17 protein-coding genes and 1 riboswitch are annotated in these 17,201 nt (G+C 66.3%); of the genes, 13 read left to right on the top strand and 4 right to left on the bottom strand.

Translation table 11 applies throughout. The features are described 5' to 3' along the window. Nucleotides 1-43: 43 nt before the first annotated feature. From ftsW to IPG14_RS08895, 9 genes are all read left to right on the top strand, one after another. Nucleotides 44-1,171 carry a putative lipid II flippase FtsW gene (gene ftsW, locus IPG14_RS08855; protein ID WP_343385205.1) on the top strand — a complete coding sequence of 376 codons (1,128 nt, stop codon included), beginning with the start codon at nt 44-46 and terminating at the stop codon, nt 1,169-1,171. Next, nucleotides 1,168-2,259 (top strand): UDP-N-acetylglucosamine--N-acetylmuramyl-(pentapeptide) pyrophosphoryl-undecaprenol N-acetylglucosamine transferase, encoded by a 1,092-nt coding sequence (locus IPG14_RS08860; RefSeq protein ID WP_343391563.1) that lies wholly within the window; start codon nt 1,168-1,170, stop codon nt 2,257-2,259. The genes ftsW and IPG14_RS08860 overlap by 4 nt, the downstream gene beginning before the upstream one ends. Further along, complete coding sequence (gene murC, locus IPG14_RS08865; RefSeq protein ID WP_343391564.1) at nt 2,256-3,629, top strand: UDP-N-acetylmuramate--L-alanine ligase; 1,374 nt, start codon at nt 2,256-2,258, stop codon at nt 3,627-3,629. The genes IPG14_RS08860 and murC overlap by 4 nt, the downstream gene beginning before the upstream one ends. Beyond that, on the top strand, nt 3,626-4,534 hold the full coding sequence (gene murB / locus IPG14_RS08870) for a UDP-N-acetylmuramate dehydrogenase (protein ID WP_343383782.1): 909 nt from the start codon (nt 3,626-3,628) through the stop codon (nt 4,532-4,534). Before murC ends, murB begins: the two co-directional genes overlap by 4 nt. Next, entirely contained in the window at nt 4,534-5,583 is a 1,050-nt protein-coding gene (locus tag IPG14_RS08875; protein WP_343391565.1) for a D-alanine--D-alanine ligase family protein, read from the top strand. The genes murB and IPG14_RS08875 overlap by 1 nt, the downstream gene beginning before the upstream one ends. After that, the gene (locus IPG14_RS08880) at nt 5,580-6,476 is read left to right on the top strand and encodes an FtsQ-type POTRA domain-containing protein (RefSeq protein WP_343391566.1); all 897 of its coding nucleotides are present in this window, start codon (nt 5,580-5,582) and stop codon (nt 6,474-6,476) included. Before IPG14_RS08875 ends, IPG14_RS08880 begins: the two co-directional genes overlap by 4 nt. Before the next feature lie 11 nt (nt 6,477-6,487). Continuing rightward, nucleotides 6,488-7,732, top strand: a complete 1,245-nt coding sequence (gene ftsA / locus IPG14_RS08885) for a cell division protein FtsA (protein ID WP_343383785.1) — start codon at nt 6,488-6,490, stop codon at nt 7,730-7,732. Between the two features lie 74 nt (nt 7,733-7,806). After that, a complete protein-coding gene (ftsZ, locus tag IPG14_RS08890; RefSeq protein ID WP_343383786.1) occupies nt 7,807-8,937 on the top strand; it encodes a cell division protein FtsZ in 1,131 nt (376 codons plus the stop codon). A gap of 387 nt (nt 8,938-9,324) precedes the next feature. After that, nucleotides 9,325-10,581 carry a CoA transferase gene (locus IPG14_RS08895; RefSeq protein ID WP_343391567.1) on the top strand — a complete coding sequence of 419 codons (1,257 nt, stop codon included), beginning with the start codon at nt 9,325-9,327 and terminating at the stop codon, nt 10,579-10,581. Here IPG14_RS08895 and IPG14_RS08900 read toward each other — a convergent pair. After that, a complete protein-coding gene (locus IPG14_RS08900) occupies nt 10,571-11,236 on the bottom strand; it encodes an HAD-IB family phosphatase (RefSeq protein WP_343391568.1) in 666 nt (221 codons plus the stop codon). The two genes, IPG14_RS08895 and IPG14_RS08900, sit on opposite strands and share 11 nt — an antisense overlap. Before the next feature lie 59 nt (nt 11,237-11,295). Between IPG14_RS08900 and IPG14_RS08905 the strand changes: the two genes are divergently transcribed. Both IPG14_RS08905 and IPG14_RS08910 read left to right on the top strand, forming a co-directional pair. After that, nucleotides 11,296-12,459: a hypothetical protein gene (locus IPG14_RS08905; RefSeq protein WP_343391569.1), complete on the top strand. Its 1,164-nt coding sequence runs from the start codon at nt 11,296-11,298 to the stop codon at nt 12,457-12,459. A gap of 18 nt (nt 12,460-12,477) precedes the next feature. After that, entirely contained in the window at nt 12,478-13,458 is a 981-nt protein-coding gene (locus IPG14_RS08910) for a D-2-hydroxyacid dehydrogenase (RefSeq protein ID WP_343391570.1), read from the top strand. Here the strand turns inward: IPG14_RS08910 and IPG14_RS08915 are convergent. Together IPG14_RS08915 and IPG14_RS08920 are read right to left on the bottom strand one after the other, a co-directional pair. Beyond that, nucleotides 13,439-14,617, bottom strand: a complete 1,179-nt coding sequence (locus IPG14_RS08915) for a hypothetical protein (RefSeq protein ID WP_343391571.1) — start codon at nt 14,615-14,617, stop codon at nt 13,439-13,441. The two genes, IPG14_RS08910 and IPG14_RS08915, sit on opposite strands and share 20 nt — an antisense overlap. Before the next feature lie 64 nt (nt 14,618-14,681). Then, nucleotides 14,682-15,473 (bottom strand): enoyl-CoA hydratase-related protein, encoded by a 792-nt coding sequence (locus IPG14_RS08920; RefSeq protein ID WP_343391572.1) that lies wholly within the window; start codon nt 15,471-15,473, stop codon nt 14,682-14,684. Nucleotides 15,474-15,563: 90 nt separating this feature from the next. On the opposite strand from IPG14_RS08920, the gene IPG14_RS08925 reads away from it, so the two are divergent. Then, nucleotides 15,564-15,857 carry a hypothetical protein gene (locus IPG14_RS08925; protein ID WP_343383794.1) on the top strand — a complete coding sequence of 98 codons (294 nt, stop codon included), beginning with the start codon at nt 15,564-15,566 and terminating at the stop codon, nt 15,855-15,857. Beyond that, a complete protein-coding gene (locus tag IPG14_RS08930; protein ID WP_343383795.1) occupies nt 15,854-16,201 on the top strand; it encodes a type II toxin-antitoxin system PemK/MazF family toxin in 348 nt (115 codons plus the stop codon). The genes IPG14_RS08925 and IPG14_RS08930 overlap by 4 nt, the downstream gene beginning before the upstream one ends. Nucleotide 16,202: 1 nt before the next feature. Here IPG14_RS08930 and IPG14_RS08935 read toward each other — a convergent pair whose 3' ends face one another. Beyond that, nucleotides 16,203-16,922 (bottom strand): hypothetical protein, encoded by a 720-nt coding sequence (locus IPG14_RS08935; protein ID WP_343383796.1) that lies wholly within the window; start codon nt 16,920-16,922, stop codon nt 16,203-16,205. A gap of 77 nt (nt 16,923-16,999) precedes the next feature. Next, a riboswitch (cyclic di-AMP (ydaO/yuaA leader) is annotated at nt 17,000-17,153 on the top strand. Nucleotides 17,154-17,201 lie beyond the last annotated feature (48 nt).

The raw sequence follows: 17,201 nt of genomic DNA on the forward strand, positions 1-17,201 counted from the left end.
ATCTCAGACCGGTAAATGGACTGCCGGGCGCCCCGACTACGCAATCCTCGCCCTTACGACGGCGCTGACGATCGCCGGATTCGTCGTCGTCTACTCAGCGAGCTTCGTGACGGGCCTTGTCGAGTTCGGTGACCCCTACTACTACGTCGTACGCCAGATGGTGTGGGCGGCGGGCGGAGCGGTCTTGATGTTTGGCATGGCCCGCACCGATTACCGCCGGCTACGGCCGCTCGCTGTGCCGATCATGACCGTGACGATCGCGCTGCTCGTGGCGGTGCTGGTGATCGGTATTTCCGGCGGGGGCGCCCGTCGCTGGATTGGCGTCGGGGAGTTGACGATTCAGCCGGCCGAGTTCGCCAAGCTTTCCGTCATCATCTACCTGGCCGCCTGGCTCGCTTCGAAGGGTGACTCGGTCCGCTCCTTTGAGCATGGCCTCCTGCCGTTCGTGGCCATCATTGGTTCGGTGAGCGTCCTGATCATGCTCCAGCCGAACCTGGGGACGACGCTCATCATCCTCGTCATCACGGTGACGATGTTCTACGTCGCGGGGGCATCCATCGCCCAGATGACGGCCCTGGCCGTCACCGGTTTCGCTTCGCTCGCATTCCTGGCGACGGCGGCCGGATACCGCGCGGACCGTTTGTCGGCGTTCTTTAGCGCCGAATCCGACCCACAGGGCAACGGCTTCCAGACACTCCAGTCTCTGATCGCGATGGGAAACGGAGGGATTCATGGGCTCGGCCTCGGTGCGAGCCGGGCGAAGTTCTTCTATATCCCGGAGAGCCACACAGACGGCGTCTTCGCGATCGTGGGCGAAGAACTGGGCCTCATCGCGACGCTGGCGTTCCTCGGCCTCTACATGCTCCTCATGATCCGGGGTTTCCAGGTCGCCCGGCGCGCCCGTGATGATTTCGGGCAATTGATCGCTACCGGGATCACGACGTGGATCACCGTGCAGGCCCTCCTCAACATCGGCGGCATCACTCGCACCATCCCGCTTACCGGCGTGCCGCTGCCGTTCTTGAGTTTCGGTTCCAATGCCCTCGCGTCCGTATTGCTGGCGATCGGCGTCCTGTTGAGCATCTCTCGCTTCGGCACCGACCGCGGTGGCTACTTCGAGAAGCACCCGGTTGATACGCGCCGGGTCGTGCGCAGGAGGCCGGACGCTTGAGGCTCGCACTCACCGGCGGCGGCACAGGAGGCCACATCATCCCGGCGCTGGCCGTGATGGAGGCCGTGCAGGCCCGCCTGGGCGGCACGGCCGAGGTCTGCTTTTTCGGCCCGGATGACCGCGGCGAACGGGCCCGTGTCGAGGCCGCGCACGTCCGTTTTGTCACGGTCCCTTCGGCTGCTGTGCGCGGTCGCGGGCCGCTCGGACTGGCGCGGTCCGCATGGCGGCTTCTCCAGGGCGCGTTCGCGGCCACCCGCGCGTTGCGGGCGTTCAAGCCGGATGCGGTCTTCAGCACCGGTGGCTACGGGAGCTTCCCGGGCAGCCTCGCGGCCCGGCTCCTGCGCAGGCCGCTCGTTGTCTACCTGCCAGACGTACATCCCGGATGGGCGGTGAAGGCCGAACGCCTGCTCGCGACCCGGATGACCACGACCACCGAGGCCGCCCTCGAGTTCCTGCCGCGCAAGAAGACGGTCGTCACCGGCTACCCGGTGCGCGCCAGCTTCTTCGCGACGGACCGCGCCGCGGCCCGCCTGAAGTTCGGAGCCGATCCCTCCGAGAGGCTGGTCGTCGTCGCGGGGGCCACACAGGGCGCGACCGCGATCAATAACGCCGTCCTCGCCGGGCTCGAATCACTGCTCTCGCTGGCGGTGGTCCACCACGTCACAGGGGCCGCCGGGTTGGCCGCTGCTCAAGCCGCGTGTGCGGCACTCCCGGGCGCCCTTCGCCCCCGCTACCGAGTCGCCGCGTTCCGCGATGATCTTCCCGAACTCATGGTCGCCGCCGACCTCGGTGTTTTCCGCGCCGGCGCTTCGGTGCTCGGCGAAGTCCCGGCCGCCGCTCTGCCTTCGATCCTCATCCCCGCGACCTACGCGGGCGGCCACCAGCGGAACAACGCCCGCTGGCTCGCCGATGCGGGTGCCGCAATCGTGCTGGAAGAAACCGAACTGGCGGGCCTCGCCTCCCGCGTCAGCGAACTGCTGTTGTCTCCGGAGCGCCTCGAAACGATGCGTGAGTCCGCTCGGGCGCTCGCCCGGCCAGATGCGGCCGGAGCCATCGCCGGCGTTGTCCTGGAGGTCGCCCGGAAATGACCGAGACTCGTGGCCCCGTGCACCTCATCGGTATCGGCGGCATCCATATGTCGGCGATCGGGCAATTGCTGCGCGAGCAGGGTGTCGCCGTTTCCGGGAGCGACCTCCGGCCTTCGTCGCTGACCGAGAAGCTCGCCGCGATGGGCGCAACGGTCGCCTATGGGCATGCGGCGGCGAACGTGCCGGTGGGTACGGCGTTGGTTGTCACCACCGCCGCCGCCGCCGATGACAACCCGGAACTGGGCGAAGCCAGGCGGCGGGGCATCCCCGTCCTCCTGCGCGCTGAAATGGTCGCCCGGTTGATGGAGGGGAAGCGGGTGGTCGCCGTCTCCGGCGCGCACGGAAAGACGACGACTTCCAGCCTGATCGCGCACATCCTGGTCAGTGCCGGCCGCGAACCGATGTACCTCCTCGGCGGCGAAAGTCTCGACCTCGGCGGCCATGCCTCCTGGGGCAAGGGCGACATATGCGTCGTCGAGGCGGACGAGTACAAGCGAGCCTTCCACGAGTACACGCCCGACATCGCCATCATCCTGAATGTCGAGCCGGACCACCTCGACTACTACGGCACCGCGGCCGCCTACCGGCAGGCGTTCGTCGAGTTTGGAAAGAAGGTGAAGGAAGGCGGCATCATCCTCGCCTGTGCCGATGACCCCGGAGCGCGCGAAGTCTCGGACATCCTCGGCGACGACCCGATCCGCCAGGAGACGTACGGCATCGAGGGCGTCCGCTACTGGATGGCCGGGGAAGTCCGCATGTCGGACGGCGGCGCGGACTTCGAGGTGACGCGCGGCGGCACACCGATCGGCCGCATGCACGCGAAAGTCCCCGGCGAGCACTTCGTCCGCAACGCACTCGCCGCGACGGCAGCATGCCTCCACCTCGATGTCCCGTTCGACACCATAGCCGCTGCAGTCGCGACTTTCCGTGGCGCGCGGCGGCGCTTCGAACGCATCGGAGAGGCCGGGGGCGTGCTGGTGATGGACGACTACGCCCACCACCCAAGCGAGGTGAAGGCGACGATCGCCGCCGCCCTGCGCGCGTTCCCTGAACGTCGCATCATCGGCATCCACCAGCCGCACACCTACAGCCGCATCTCCTACCTGTGGGACGACTGGCTGACCTGCTGGGACGGGCTGAGCGCGCTCGTGGTGCTCGAGACCTATGCTGCCCGCGAGAAGCCGCTACCCGGGTATTCCGCGGCGGACCTGGCTGCGGCGATCCGGGGTGTCGAGACCGTCTATGCCAGCGACTTCGACGATGCGGCGGCGAAGGCTCGCGCGCTCGCCCGTCGCGGTGACGTGGTCTTCACGATCGGCGCGGGCGATGTCGTTGAAGTTGGGCCGAAACTGCTGGAGCTCTTGCGGTGAGCGCCATCGAAACGCTGGCAACGACTCTTTCGCCATTTGGCGAACTGCGCCGCTCGGAGAACCTGGCGAGGCACACGACGTTCGGGATCGGTGGGCCGGCCGACCTCTTCCTTACGGTCCGCAGCGCCGACGCGCTCGCTCGCGCGACGAATGCCGCCCACAGCGCCGGCGTGCCCGTCTTCGTCCTCGGCAGCGGCAGCAACATTCTCGTTGCCGATGCGGGCATCCGGGGGTTGGTGCTCGACAACCGTGCCCGCGGCGAAGCGCACGATGACCTCGTCGTCCGCATCGAAAGCGGCGCCAGTTTCGCAGCATTCGCCCGCAAGATGTGCCGGACCGGCCTCGAAGGTCTCACCTGGGCAGTCGGCATCCCGGGCACCATCGGCGGCGCTGTTGTCTACAACGCCGGCGCCTATGGCGGCTGCCTCGCCGATGTCCTGCGCCGTGTGCGCCTCCAGCTCCCCGGTGATGGCGACCAGTGGGTCGATGCGGCTGACCTCGGGATGGTCTACCGCGGGAGTGCCTTCACGCGTGGGCAGGTTGGTGGGAAAGCCGTCCTTGAAGCAGAAGTAGAGCTTTCGGCCGGCGATGCCCCGACGCTCCTTGCCCGGGCGGCCGCGTTCGATGAGAAGCGGCTGGGCGCGCAACCGCGCGGTCGCAACGCCGGGTCAACCTTCAAGAACCCCCCGGATTCGCCTGCGTGGAAGCTCATCGACGCCGTCGGGATGCGGGGCATGCGACGAGGCGAAGCGGCGATTTCCGACAAGCACTGCAACTTCTTCGTGAACGAAGGCAACGCCTCCGCAGCCGATGTCGCGTGGCTTATCGCCGAGGCCCAGCGCCGTGTCAGTGAACAGTTCGGCGTCGCGCTCGAACCCGAAGTCGAATTTGTGGGGGCGTGGTGATGGCGAAGCAACGGGTGGCGGTCATCCTTGGCGGCCGTTCCGGGGAACACGAAGTGAGCGTGACGAGCGCCCGCTCTGTGATCGCGGCCCTGGATCGGGAGCGCTGGGATGTCGTGCCGATCGGGATCTCCCGGTCCGGGAACTGGCTGACGCCTGGGGAGACCGTTGCCGCACTCGATGCGGGCCAGCGCGCCTTCACGGAGGAGGGCGCACCGGTGCTCGCCGCCTCGGAAGCGCTGGCTGCGCTCGCTTCCTGCGATGTTGCGTTCCCCCTGGTCCACGGCACATACGGTGAAGACGGCACACTCCAGGGCTTCCTCGAAATCGCCGGGGTCCCCTACGCGGGGGGCGGCGTTGCCGCCAGTGCCATCGGCATGGACAAGGCGTTGATGAAAGCTTTGTTCCGCGAGGCCGGAATTCCTGTCGCACGCTATTCCGTAATCAGATCATGGGAGTATACACTTGCCCAGAATGATTCGATGGCTCTCATAGACCAGGCGATCGGCTTCCCCTGTTTTGTAAAGCCAGCCAATGGAGGCTCCTCCGTCGGCGTCAGCCGCGCCCGCTCGCGTGAAGATTTGCCCGATGCGTTCCAGGCCGCCTTCGCCTATGACGACAAGGCCGTCGTAGAACAGGCCGTGATTGGCCGCGAGGTCGAGTGCTCCGTCCTTGGGAACGAGCATCCCGAGGCGAGCATCGTCGGCGAAGTGGTCCCGGACCGGGACTTCTATGACTACGACAGCAAGTACTCGCAGCAGTCGACGACTCAGCTCTATATCCCGGCGCCGATCCCGGAGGGGGTGGCACGCGATATCCGCCGTCTCGCCGTCCGGATGTTCCAGGTGATGGGCTGTGAAGGTTATGCCCGCGTCGACTTCTTCCTGACGCCGGCCGACAAACTCATCGCGAACGAGGTGAACACCATCCCCGGGTTCACCAGCATCAGCATGTATCCCAAGCTCTGGGAAGCCTCCGGGCTACCCTACCCGGATTTGCTGACGCGGATCCTCGAGCTCGCCCTGGCTCGCCACCAGCGGAGGTCGAGATGATCATCAAGCGGAATCGCCCGCCGAAGGCTTCGCCTGGCCGCCGAATCATCAAGCGCAACCGCCCCGCAGTCGGCGAAGTCATCGGCAAGACGATCGTGAAACGCCACCGCGGCGTGGTTGTCGGCGGCCCGCCCGAGCGTCCGCGCGGGCCGCGCGGACCGCGATTCCACCGGCCGGGCTCCTCGTGGCGCCCTTCGAAGGCGCTCCTCTGGACGGCTGCCACCGTCGCGACACTGGCCGCCGCGGTGTACGGAGGCTATTGGGTCTGGACTTCGCCGTTCTTCAAGGTCTCGGATATCCAGGTGGTTGGGAACCAGCGTATCTCGAACACCACGGTCGTCGAAGCCGTCGACCTGCTCGGCGAGAGCATGTTCGATGCGGACCTGGCGGCAGCCCAGGAGGCCCTTTACGCCCAGCCGCTGGTGAACTCGGTGAAGATCGAACGGGACTGGCCGCACTCCATCCGGATCGTGGTCGAGGAACGCAAGGCCTGGGGCACGTGGGAGCAATCGGGCGTGCGCTACACCATCGACCGCGAGGGCGTCGTCCTCGGCGTTGGCGCCGCTCCGGAGGGTTCTCCCGTCATCAAGAGCTCCGAGCCGGGCAACCGGATCACCGGTGACCATGTGGACTACCAGGCAGTCGATGCGACGGCGGAGATCTACGAGAAACTCCCGCGGCAGCTTGGGACCACGGTCGCCGAGGTCGCCTTCATCACCGGCAAGGGCGTCCAGGTGACGACCACCAACAACCAGACGGCACTCTTCGGCGATTCGTCTTCGATCCCCTACAAGCTTTCCGTCTGGGCCGCGCTTCAATCCGAAGCACAGGCCCAGCGGATCAACTACACCACAATCGACCTGCGCTACGGCAACCGGCCGGTACTGCAGTAAGGAGCATGCACATGAGACGTCGGAGTACGGTTGCCGCAATCGATGTGGGGTCCACCAAGGTGGCCGTCATCGTCGGCGACATCGGGGACCAGGGGGAAACGCGCATCCTCGGGGTCGGCGTCACTCCCGCTGCCGGCCTTTCGCGTGGCGTCATCGACAACATCCAGAGCGCTCGCGAGGCGATCCGGGTGGCGGTGGAGAAGGCCGAACAGGCCTGTGGCATGCGCATCCTCAGCGCAGTCGTCGGCATCTCCGGCGGCCACATCTCATCGCAGAACAACCGGGGCATCATCGCCATCCCGGACCGTTCCCGGGCTATCACGGAAGACGACCGTTCACGCGTGCTCGATAGCGCGGGCCAGGTCGCAATCCCGACCAACCGCCAGGTGATCCATGTTGTCCCGCGGGGCTACTGGATTGAGGGCACCGAACCCGTTTCGGACCCGGTTGGCATGTGGGGCGGGCGCCTGGACTGCGAGGTGCACATCGTCTCGGGCGCGGTTTCGGCCATCCAGAACCTTACGAAGTGTGTGGAGGGCGCCGGCGTGCAGGTGGATGACATCGTCCTTGAGTGCATTGCCAGTGCGACCAGCGTGCTCGAGGACCAGGAGCGCCAGCAGGGGGTGGCCCTCGTCGATATCGGCGGGAGCACGACATCCGTTGCTGTCTACGATGAAGGCAGCATCGCTCACACCGCCTGTCTGCCGATCGCCGGCTCCCAACTGACCAACGACCTCGCCCGGGTCCTCCGCTGTCCGTGGGAAGCGGCCGAGCACCTCAAGTGCACTGTTGGCGCCGCGTACGCGGACTCTTCGATGCACGAGACGGTCGAGATCCAGGCGTTCGGCACGCAGGCGAAGAAATCCGTGGATGTCCGCCACGTCTGCGAGATCCTGCAGGCTCGGAGCGAGGAGATCCTCGAGATGGTCGCGGTCGAGCTGAAACGCGTCGGCTATTACGACCGGCTCGCCGCCGGTCTCGTCCTCACGGGCGGCACGAGCCAGCTGCGCGGATTCCCGGATGTGGCCGAGGCTCGTCTCGGCATCCCTGCCCGGCTCGGACAGCCGGCCCGCTACTCCGGCCTTTCCGACCTCATCGGGACGCCGGCTTTTTCCACCTCTATCGGCCTCGTTGAGTATGCGCTCAGCGGCCGTGAGCGCGTACTCGAAAGCGCAGGAGGAGCCTCATTCGAAGTGCCCGTCGGCGGGTTGTTCCGCCGGCTTGCATCTTTCGGGAGGGCGCTGATGCCCCAGTAAACCTCGAAGGAGAGGGAATGAGCCCCAACGACGATCCCCGCAGTCTCGACTCATTCGCGAAAGGAACCGGTCCCATGAGTATTCGTTACGACACAGAACTCCTGCCCGATATCAAAGTCGTCGGCGTCGGCGGAGGCGGCTGCAATGCCGTGAACCGCATGGTCCGCGCCAAGATTCCCGGAGTGTCCTTCGTGTCCTGCAACACCGATGCGCAGGCACTGATGTCCTCCGAGGCAACGACGCGTCTCCGGATCGGCGAAAAGCTGACCAAGGGCCTCGGGGTCGGCGGCGACCCGACCCGCGGCGAACGCGCCGCCGATGAGAGCCGAGACGAGCTCTACGACATCCTCCGCGGCACCGAGATGGTGTTCGTGACCGCGGGTATGGGCGGCGGCACCGGCACCGGCGCCGCGCCAGTGGTGGCCGAAATCGCGAAGGACTGCGGCGCGCTCACCATCGGCGTCGTGACAAAGCCGTTCGCCTGGGAAGGCGCCCGCCGCATGAAGCAGGCGGAGGAAGGCCTCGCCCGGCTGCGCGACAAGGTTGACACGCTGATCGCGATCCCGAACTCCCGGCTCATCGAGATTTGCCCGCCCGACGCAACCATCGAGATGGCCTTCGAGACCGCGGATGACGTGCTCCGCCAGGCAATCCAATCCATCTCCAACATCATCAGCCAGAACGGTTCCATCAACCTGGACTTCAACGATGTGCGAACGACGATGAGCGAAGCCGGCCCCGCGCTGCTTGCGGTCGGCCGCGCTTCTGGTGAGAATCGAGCCGCCGAAGCGGCCCGCGCCGCCACCACCAGCCCGTTGCTCGATCAGTCGATCGACGGCGCGCAGAACGTGCTCTTCAACGTCACCCACGGGGGCAACATCCAGCTCCGCGAACTCGATATCGCGGCGCGCGTCATCGCGGAGATGGTCGACCCTTCGGCCAACATCATCTTCGGCACCGTGGTGGACCCGCGTGTTGGGGAAGAGATCCACATGACCGTGATCGCGACCGGGTTCTCGCCAAAGGCGGCGATGATCGACGACGGCCTCGAAATCACGCGCAGCATCCGTGACTACGGGCTGCCGGGCGTTTCGAACATGGATGACGCTGAACTGCCCGCGTTCCTGCGGCGGAACATTCGCTCGTTGAATTCGAGCAGGCCGTTGGGAGACGGGAGTGTGGCGAGGTTGGCTGAAAGGAGGTAGCTACCTAACCGAGCGCGCTACTAGTCCGGAAGGACGCTCACCCGAAGCATTCGGGAAGCATGGGGCTTGATGCAATGGGAGATGGCATCAAGCCCCGTTTTCATCTCGCGTCGGGTACCCCGCCGGTAGCTACCCCACTTTCAGCCGGACGCGTACAGTACCACAACACTTTACAGAAACACCAGTCTTTTCCTTGACATCGGGCGAATCTCATCGTGTTGTCCAGTCGCCGCCCGTCTTTCGGATCCCCTCGCAGAGCACCATGGGCACCCGGGATACGTCTGGAACGGCGAGCCGCTTGCCGCCAGTGGTCCCGCCTGCGCATTCCCACATTGTCGCCACACCGTATAGTCGCGCCCACATACATCTCACCCCCGGAGTACGTCTATGCCAGGCGCCCTTGAAGGCGTTCGCGTCCTTGATTGCACACAGATCATCGCGGGTCCGCTCGCGGGGTCGCTTCTTTCGGAGATGGGCGCCGACGTCGTGAAGGTCGAGCCGCTCGAAGGCGAGCCGTGGCGGCTGCAGGCCGAGATCATCCCCAAGGAGAGCAAGGCCTACCTCTCCCAGAACCGCGGCAAACGCGGACTCGCCCTCGATTTCAAAGCGGCCGGCGCCGCCCCGGTGCGCGACGCGCTGATCCGTTGGGCCGACGTGCTTCTGACGAACTACCGCCCCGGCGTGCCCGAATCCCTGGGTATCGACTACGAGTCCGCACGGAAGATCCGTCCGGACATCATCTATGCCGAGAACACCGCGTTCGGGAAGCTTGGGCCGGATGCCAACCGGCGCGGCTACGACATCGTGGCGCAGGCCATGAGCGGCTTAACGACTTCGAACCCAAACCTGCAGAACGGCTTGCCGATGCAGGTCGGCTTCGCGCCCGCGGACGTGATGAGTGGCATCGCGCTCGCCTGGGGCATCACCGCGGCTCTCTATCATCGTGAGAAGACGGGCGAGGGCCAGGCGTTGAACACATCGCTGTTGCTCACGGCGTTGACGCTCCAGGCGGGTTCAAAGGAGATCCTCGCGATGGACGAGGAGCCTCGTGAGCGGCGGCGGAGCGCAGTGGAGGCCGCGCGGGCGCGCGGAGCCAACATCGAGACCGTTTACGCTGAGCGACGCGCGCTCATGCCAGAACTCGCGGGGAACGTCTACTACCGGCCGTACCAGACGAAGGATTCGTACATCGCCGTTGGCTGTCTCGGGCCCGGGCCGCGCGCCCGGTTCCGCGAGGCCCTTCAGTTCCACGACCCGCGCTACGACTCGGACTTCGACCCTGCCCGCCTGAAGGAAGTGGCGGCGGGTCTGGTCGCGACCTGTGAAGCGAAGTTCCTGGAACACCCGAACGACTACTGGATTCCGTTCCTCGATTCGCGGGACATTGCTGCCGGCCCGGTGCGTTTCATCGAAGAGATGTGGAACGACCCCCAGGTCGTGGCCAATGAGTTCCTGGAAGAGTACGACCACACGCTCCTCGGGCCGTTGCGCGGGCCTGCTCCGATCATCCGGATGACCGGGACACCGACGCGGATCCAGCGCGCGGCGCCGGCCCTCGGCGAACATACCGCCGACATCCTCGCCGAGGTTGGCTTCACCGCTGAGCAGATCGCCAGCTTCCAGGAGCAGTCGATCACGAACTAGCGGCGTCCTCCGCCCAGGCGGGAGCCTCGCGGTCGAGTACGGCGATCACGTCGTGGAACGTCTCGAAGGCGTAGACGCGCGGGTGGACGCCTTCGAGCGCCCGAAGCAGCGCGTCGCGCGCGAAGACGACCCGGGCGAGCTTCGCCGCTTCGATGTCGCTCGCGCCATCGCCCACGTACGCCACGAAGTCGCCGACTCCTTTGAACGCCGCGGCGTAGCTCAACTTGTAACCCGCTTCCAATTCAATGCCCCGGGGGCTCAGGTAGGTCACCTGCCACCGGTAGTCGAACCGCGCCCGCCCGGCATGCCGGGCCACCCGGTCCACACCCGCCTTGTCGAGCACGGCATCGACATAGAAGTCGAACCCGTTGCTGACAACCACCGGCGTCCAGCCGTTCCACAGCGCCCAGTCGAGCGCCTCCAGGAATCCCGGCCTCAGCGTCACGGCATCCGCGCAGAACGCCCGCAGCTCGTCTCGCGTCGCGCTGACGGTGAGGAGTGCCGCGGCGTTGAACTGCTCGACGGTGAGCCTTCCGGCCCGATAGTCCGCTTCGCGGTCGCGCCATGCGGGCGCGGCGAAGCGTTCGAACACGAGCCTGGCGGTGTTCTCCATCACGATCGTGTCATCGAAGTCGAGGCAGAGGACTCTGGCCATGCCCCAAGTCTCGCACAGCGGCTGCCCGCGGACGTGCGAAAGCTGGTAGGTTCCTTCCCATGGACCTTGCCCGCGCCCGCTATCTGGTTAGCCCGGCCGGGAAGTCCGCGCTCGCCAGCCTCCCGGCCGGCCTGCCGGTGGAGAGCCCTGGGCGGCTCGCGACCGCGCTGCGGCGCACGTTCCCGGCAGCCGAAGCATCGGCGCTGGCGGAACAACTCACGCTTCGTGCCCGTGCTTCGCGCAATCACGGCATTTCGCGGGAGTTCCTCTACACGGCCGAGGGCCTGGAGATGATGACCCATCCGCTTGTCGCGGCACGGAGGGCAGACCGCCTGGCGGTCTACGAGCGCGACGTGGTGGACCTCACGGCTGGACTTGGCGGAGACCTCCATGCCGTCGCCGCACGCGATGTCCCCTGCGCCGGGCTCGAGCGGGAGCCTGCAACCGCGCTTCTTGCGGCGGCGAACACAGGCGTCCCGGTCGTGCGGGGGGACGCTGCGCATCCACCTTTCGATGTCGCGCGGCTCGCGGTCGTGCTCGACCCGTCCCGCCGTGCGGGCACGTCCCGGACCTTCGATCCGGCGGCGTACTCTCCGCGATGGGATGCCGCGGTGGCCATCGCCACCTCGGCCGCGGCGGGTGTCATCAAGGCTCAGCCGGGCATCGACGCGAGCTACATCCCACCGGGCATCGAACTCGAGGCGGTGCAGCTGGGGACGTCGATGCGGGAGCTGACCATCTGGTTCGGCCAGGGCGCGGAACCTGGAATCCGGCGAGCGGTCCTGCTTCCCGCGGGCGAAACGCTCGAATCCAACGAGCCGGGGGCCCCCCCGGAGCCGCGCGCACCCGCGACCTTCCTGTTCGACCCTGAGTCCTGCGTGACGCGGTCGACCCTTGTGCGCCAACTTGCCCACCGTCTTGGCGCCTGGATGCTCGATCCACACATCGCCTACCTCTCGGCTGATGCCGCGGCATTCTCTCCGCTGGCCGCTACTTTCCAGGTGCTCGACGCGTTGCCGTTTTCGGTGTCGCGACTAAAGGAGCGGATGCGCCAGGGACGCTGGCGGGCAGACGAAATCCGGCGGCGCGCCTTCCCGGTCGAGCCGGACGAGATGCGGAAGCTCCTCGGGCGCCTCGAGGGCGACCCGGTGACGCTGTTGTTCACCACGATCGGGAGCCAGCGCACCGTCTTCATCTGCCGCCGCCTGTTCGCGCCGGCCTGAACGCGTCACAATTCGCGAATGCCGACACTTCTCGTCTCCCACTCCGTTGCCGAGCGCTACGGCGCGCCTATTGCTGAAGCTTTCCCGGGTATAGAGACCCTCATCCTCCCGGGAGACTCGGACCAGCCGCTCGACGACGAGACTCGCGCCCGCATCGACTACGCATTCTTTTCGACCGACATCTACCCCGCTTCGTCGCGGTCGTTCTTCACCACGGTGCGCGCGGCCCCCAACCTGAAGTGGATCCATGTGATGAGTGCGGGCGTCGACAACTGGGTGTTCCAGGAACTCCTGAAGAAGGGCATCCGCATGACGACGTCCTCTGGCTCCACCGCGAAGCCCATCGCCCAGTCGGTGATCGGTGGGATGCTCATGCTTTCGCGCGGATTCCTCGCCTGGGGAGATTCGCAGCGCAGGCACGCCTGGGAGCCGATCCGCGGCGCGGCGACGCCCGCGGACCTCATTGGTCAGACCATGACCGTCGTCGGCCTCGGCGCTATCGGCGCGGAGATAGCGCGCATCTCCGCTGCCATCGGCCTCGACGTCATCGGGGTGCGACGCAGTCCGTGGCGCGAAGGCGACCCTGTCCGCGAACTCGTCCCACCCAGCGCGCTCCTCTCCGTCGCCCCCCGCACCGACTGGCTTGTCCTTGCCTGCCCGTTGACCGACGAGACGCGCGGCCTTGTCAGCAGCGAAGTCCTGGCGGCCCTCCCGAAGGGCGCGCACGTCCTGAACATCGCCCGTGGCGAGGTCGTCGATGAGCCCGCGCTCATCGAGGCGCTGCAGTCCGGGCACCTCGGGGGCGCTTACCTCGATGTCTTTTCCAAGGAGCCGCTCGACCCCGCCTCGCCGTTCTGGGACATGCCGAATGTGATCGTCTCGCCGCACAACTCCGCTGCCGCCCTGGGGAACGACCATCGCGTCGCCACCGAGTACTTCCTCCCGAATCTCGCCCGCATGGCGAAGGGCGAGCCATTGGTCAACGAGGTGACCGTCTGACCTGCCCCAATCCGATGGCGGCCACGGCGCCCCCGGCCGCTCCGGCAACAGTCGCGGCGACGAGCAACCACCACACGCTGGTGGAGTTGTCTTCGCCGGCCAATTCGCCCCCGGAAGTAACCGGTGGTTGCGTGGGCTCGGGCGATGGCACGACGAGAGCAGGCCGACCGGCCACGGCACCTTCAATGACAACGATGGCTTCCTCCAGGGACATGCCGCCGCGCGTTCCGTCGGGGAGTTGCCAGCGGTCCGGCTCAGGCATCGTCGGATAGAAGATTCCCGCAGCGCCCACGCCGACGCCTCGATAGCCCGCCAGGTCGTTCGGCACCTGGCTCTGGAGGAACATCAGGAGTTCCTGGCCGACCTCAAAGCGCGGCCCGCGGCCCGCTGTTTCGTCGCACTCACCGAGACTCCAGCTGTCCTGGTAGAGGCGGTTGTCGATCTTCAGTGTCTGGCCGTCGTTGGCTCCAAGGAATCCACTTCGGACGCGAACCTCGGCGGTGAACGCGTTGGCCCGTTCCACCGTGCCGAGCGCGATGATGGGCGCTGTCCGGGCGAGATAGGCCACGGTCTGCGGTCCTGACAGGCATTGGATGGTGCGCGTCGGCTCGGGGACAGCTTCTCGCGCCGACGCGTTAGGAATGCTGAGCGGCCCGAGCTTCGCGAGTTGGGCTCGCGCGTCGCTCATCGGGACTCGTACAGGTGCTGATCGTTCGGCCCCGATCTCGTGGGACTCAATGCTGTCCTCCTGGATCGGGATGAGGCCGCGCACAAGGAGCGGGCGCCAGTTCGCGCCGAGACCGTCGGTGTCCCGCGCCAGCAAGGCGATCACGCGCGTCCCCGGCTCCATCGCGCGGATTCGAGTTGGGACGGGTTCACACGAAGGAGTGGTCGTTTGGAGGAGGTTGCGGATGACGAGCACGGAGGCCTTCGAGGCGGGGGCCCTGTAGTACTCCTCTACGATCAGATCGATTGCCGCGCCATGTTGTTCGCCTAGCGTCCCGATCGCCGCGACTTCCACTCCCTGGCTCTCGCCCAGGAACGCCACGTTGAAGGGACCGAGAGAACATGCGTGGACGGAACTTGCGGCCAAGTGTTGCGACGCAGCCGCCACGAGGGCGACTACCAGTAACCCGCACGCGGAAAGAAACCGCGCCATCAGTCGCCCTCCGGTCCTATCCGTTAGAACGTCCTGGACGGGAGAAAGGTTCCCGGCCCGGTGGCTACCGCCCCTTGAAGACCGGTTCCCGGCGCTCCACGAAGCTCAGGGCGCCTTCCTTGTGGTCTTCGGTCGTGAACAGGTAGGCGAGCGAGTTGCCGACGTACTCGCCCATTTCGGCCATGGTGCCGTGGACGGATCGGCGGAGGCCCTCCTTCATGTAGCGGAGTGCGATCGGCGGGTTCTGCGCGATCTTGCGGGCCATCTCCATCGCCGCCGGCATGAGTTCGGCCGGGGGCACAACTCTCGAGACGAGGCCGATCCGCTCGGCTTCCTGTGCCGGGATGATGTCGCCGGTGAACAGTAACTCCGCGGCCTTCGACGGGCCGACTACCCGGGGCAGCCGCCACAGCCCGCCCAGGTCGGCCACGAGGCCACGCTTGATGAAGAGCTCGCCGAACTTGGCAGACTCGGAGGCGATGCGGATGTCCGCGAAGAGCGCCAGGTCCATCCCCCAGCCGACGGCGGCGCCGTTCACGGCACAGATGACCGGTTTATCGCAATCCAGGACGGCGGTCGCGGCTGGCGTTGGCTTCGGTTTCGCATCGCGCAGGCGTGCGACGGTTTCGTCGCGCTGTTCCCCGAGCATGATCTGGCGCACATCGTCGCCGGAGCAGAACGCGCGTCCGTTGCCCGTGAGTACGACGCAACGGACGTCAGGGTCGCGGTGGGCATCGCGGAAGGCCTGTTCCAGTTCGACGTACATCTGCCGGTTCAGCGCGTTCATCGTCTCCGGGCGATTGAGCGTGATGACTCCGACGTGGTCTTCGACGGTGTAATCGATGAACTCGGGCATGGGTGGAGGCCTCCATGGTGTGGGCGGAGTGTAACGTGGCAGGAGGGCGTCGTGTTCGGTATGATTCATGGTAGGAAAGGTGGTACTACCGTGGGTCATACCAAAGTGGCGGTTTCGGTCCCGGACGAGTTGTTCGTCCAACTGGAAGAATCGGCGCGAGCGGAAGGCACAACGCGCAGTGCCATTGTTGTCCAAGCGCTTCAAAGTCACTTCGATCGGGTAACTGCCGCAGATTTCATCGAGCGGATGAACGCTGCGTACGGTCCACCGATGACCGAGGAAGAGCTGCGCGAGGAGGCGGCGCTCGCTCGCGCGCGTGCGAGCGCTCTTCGGCGAATCAATGAGATCCTTCGCCAGGGTGAAACCGAGGACTGGGAACGATGAGGCAAGGCGAAGTCTACTGGGTGCTTGGCGAAGAGCCTTATGGCTCAGAGCCCGGTTATCGACGCCCCTGGCTGGTGGTTCAGAACAATCTGACAAACGCCACTTTGCTGAATACCGTGCTCGCGTGCCCGCTCACCTCGAACATGCGGCGGGCGCAAGCGCCGGGCAATGTCGTACTCCGGCGCCGCGAAGGTGGTCTGCCCAACGAGAGCGTGGTCCAGGTTGTGGGGCTCAGCCCCGTGGAGCGGACGCTATTCGACGAGTTGATCGGCGCCGTCAGCTCCGTGAGGCTCGGCCAGGTGCTTGCGGGGATCATGGGTGTGTTGGAACCCCGGGAGCCCTGACCTACAGCTCGGCCAGCAGCCATTCTTCCGCCAGCTTGATCACATCCGGGCCGATCTCGAAGTGTCCACCGGGAAGCCAGCGGATGTCCTTCTTGCCGGGCAGTGCGTTGTACAGCGCTTCGGTCCGTTCACGCGGGATGAGCTGGTCCTGCAGCTTGCCGACGACGCGAGTCGCCACTCCCTGGAGCAGCGGTATATCGGCGTCCGGTCCATCGACCGCGCCGGCGAGCCCGCCCTCACCGACCAGGCAGAACGCGGCCGCCTTGAAGCGGCCGTCCCGCGCCACAGCGGGGATCCCGAGCATGCTCCCCATTGAGTAGCCCACGAACCCGACTCGAGACATGTCGATAGGGAACCGCTCAGAGAGGAGGTCGAGCATCGTGGTGACTTCGGCGGCGAACTGTGCCCGGATCTCGGGGTAGCGATCGGGGTTGCGGAAGAGCGACATAGGGTCTGCCGAAGCGCGCTCGCCGTGGAGCGGGGCATCGAGGCCGCCGCAGATCCATCCACGACGGGCCCACGCCCGCGCGACTTCCGCCACGAAGTAGTCCTCTTTGCTCCCCATCCCGGGGTGCTGGATGAGGACGAACGGCATCGGGTCTTCGTGTTCGATGGGGAGGTAGAGGAGTCCCGGGACGTGTTCGGCGCCCTGGTGGAACCAGAACTGGACTTCGCGCAGATTCCCCATCGGCATTTCGTGCGTTTGTAGTGCGTCAACCATCGCCGTCCAATCTACAGTCGCACGTCCACCATGTCGCACTCTTGACCCTTAGCGCCCCTGAGAAAACGATGGCACCGACCGAACGCACGCCTAGTCCGCCACGGGCGGAACGGGGGAACCAGTTTTCGGGGCGAGTCCGCAAGGGCGTCCTTCACGGAAAGGAACGCGACGGCGGAGCGGCCATCTCCGGCCGCAGCCCGGCAGCTAACCTCGGAGGCGTAGGAAGACCGTCCCTTAAGAGGCGTCTTCGCAATGGCAATCCTGGCTCGCCGATCCCCG

This window comes from Candidatus Amarobacter glycogenicus (genome assembly GCF_016704105.1).
Classification (GTDB): domain Bacteria; phylum Chloroflexota; class Dehalococcoidia; order Tepidiformales; family Tepidiformaceae; genus Amarobacter; species Amarobacter glycogenicus.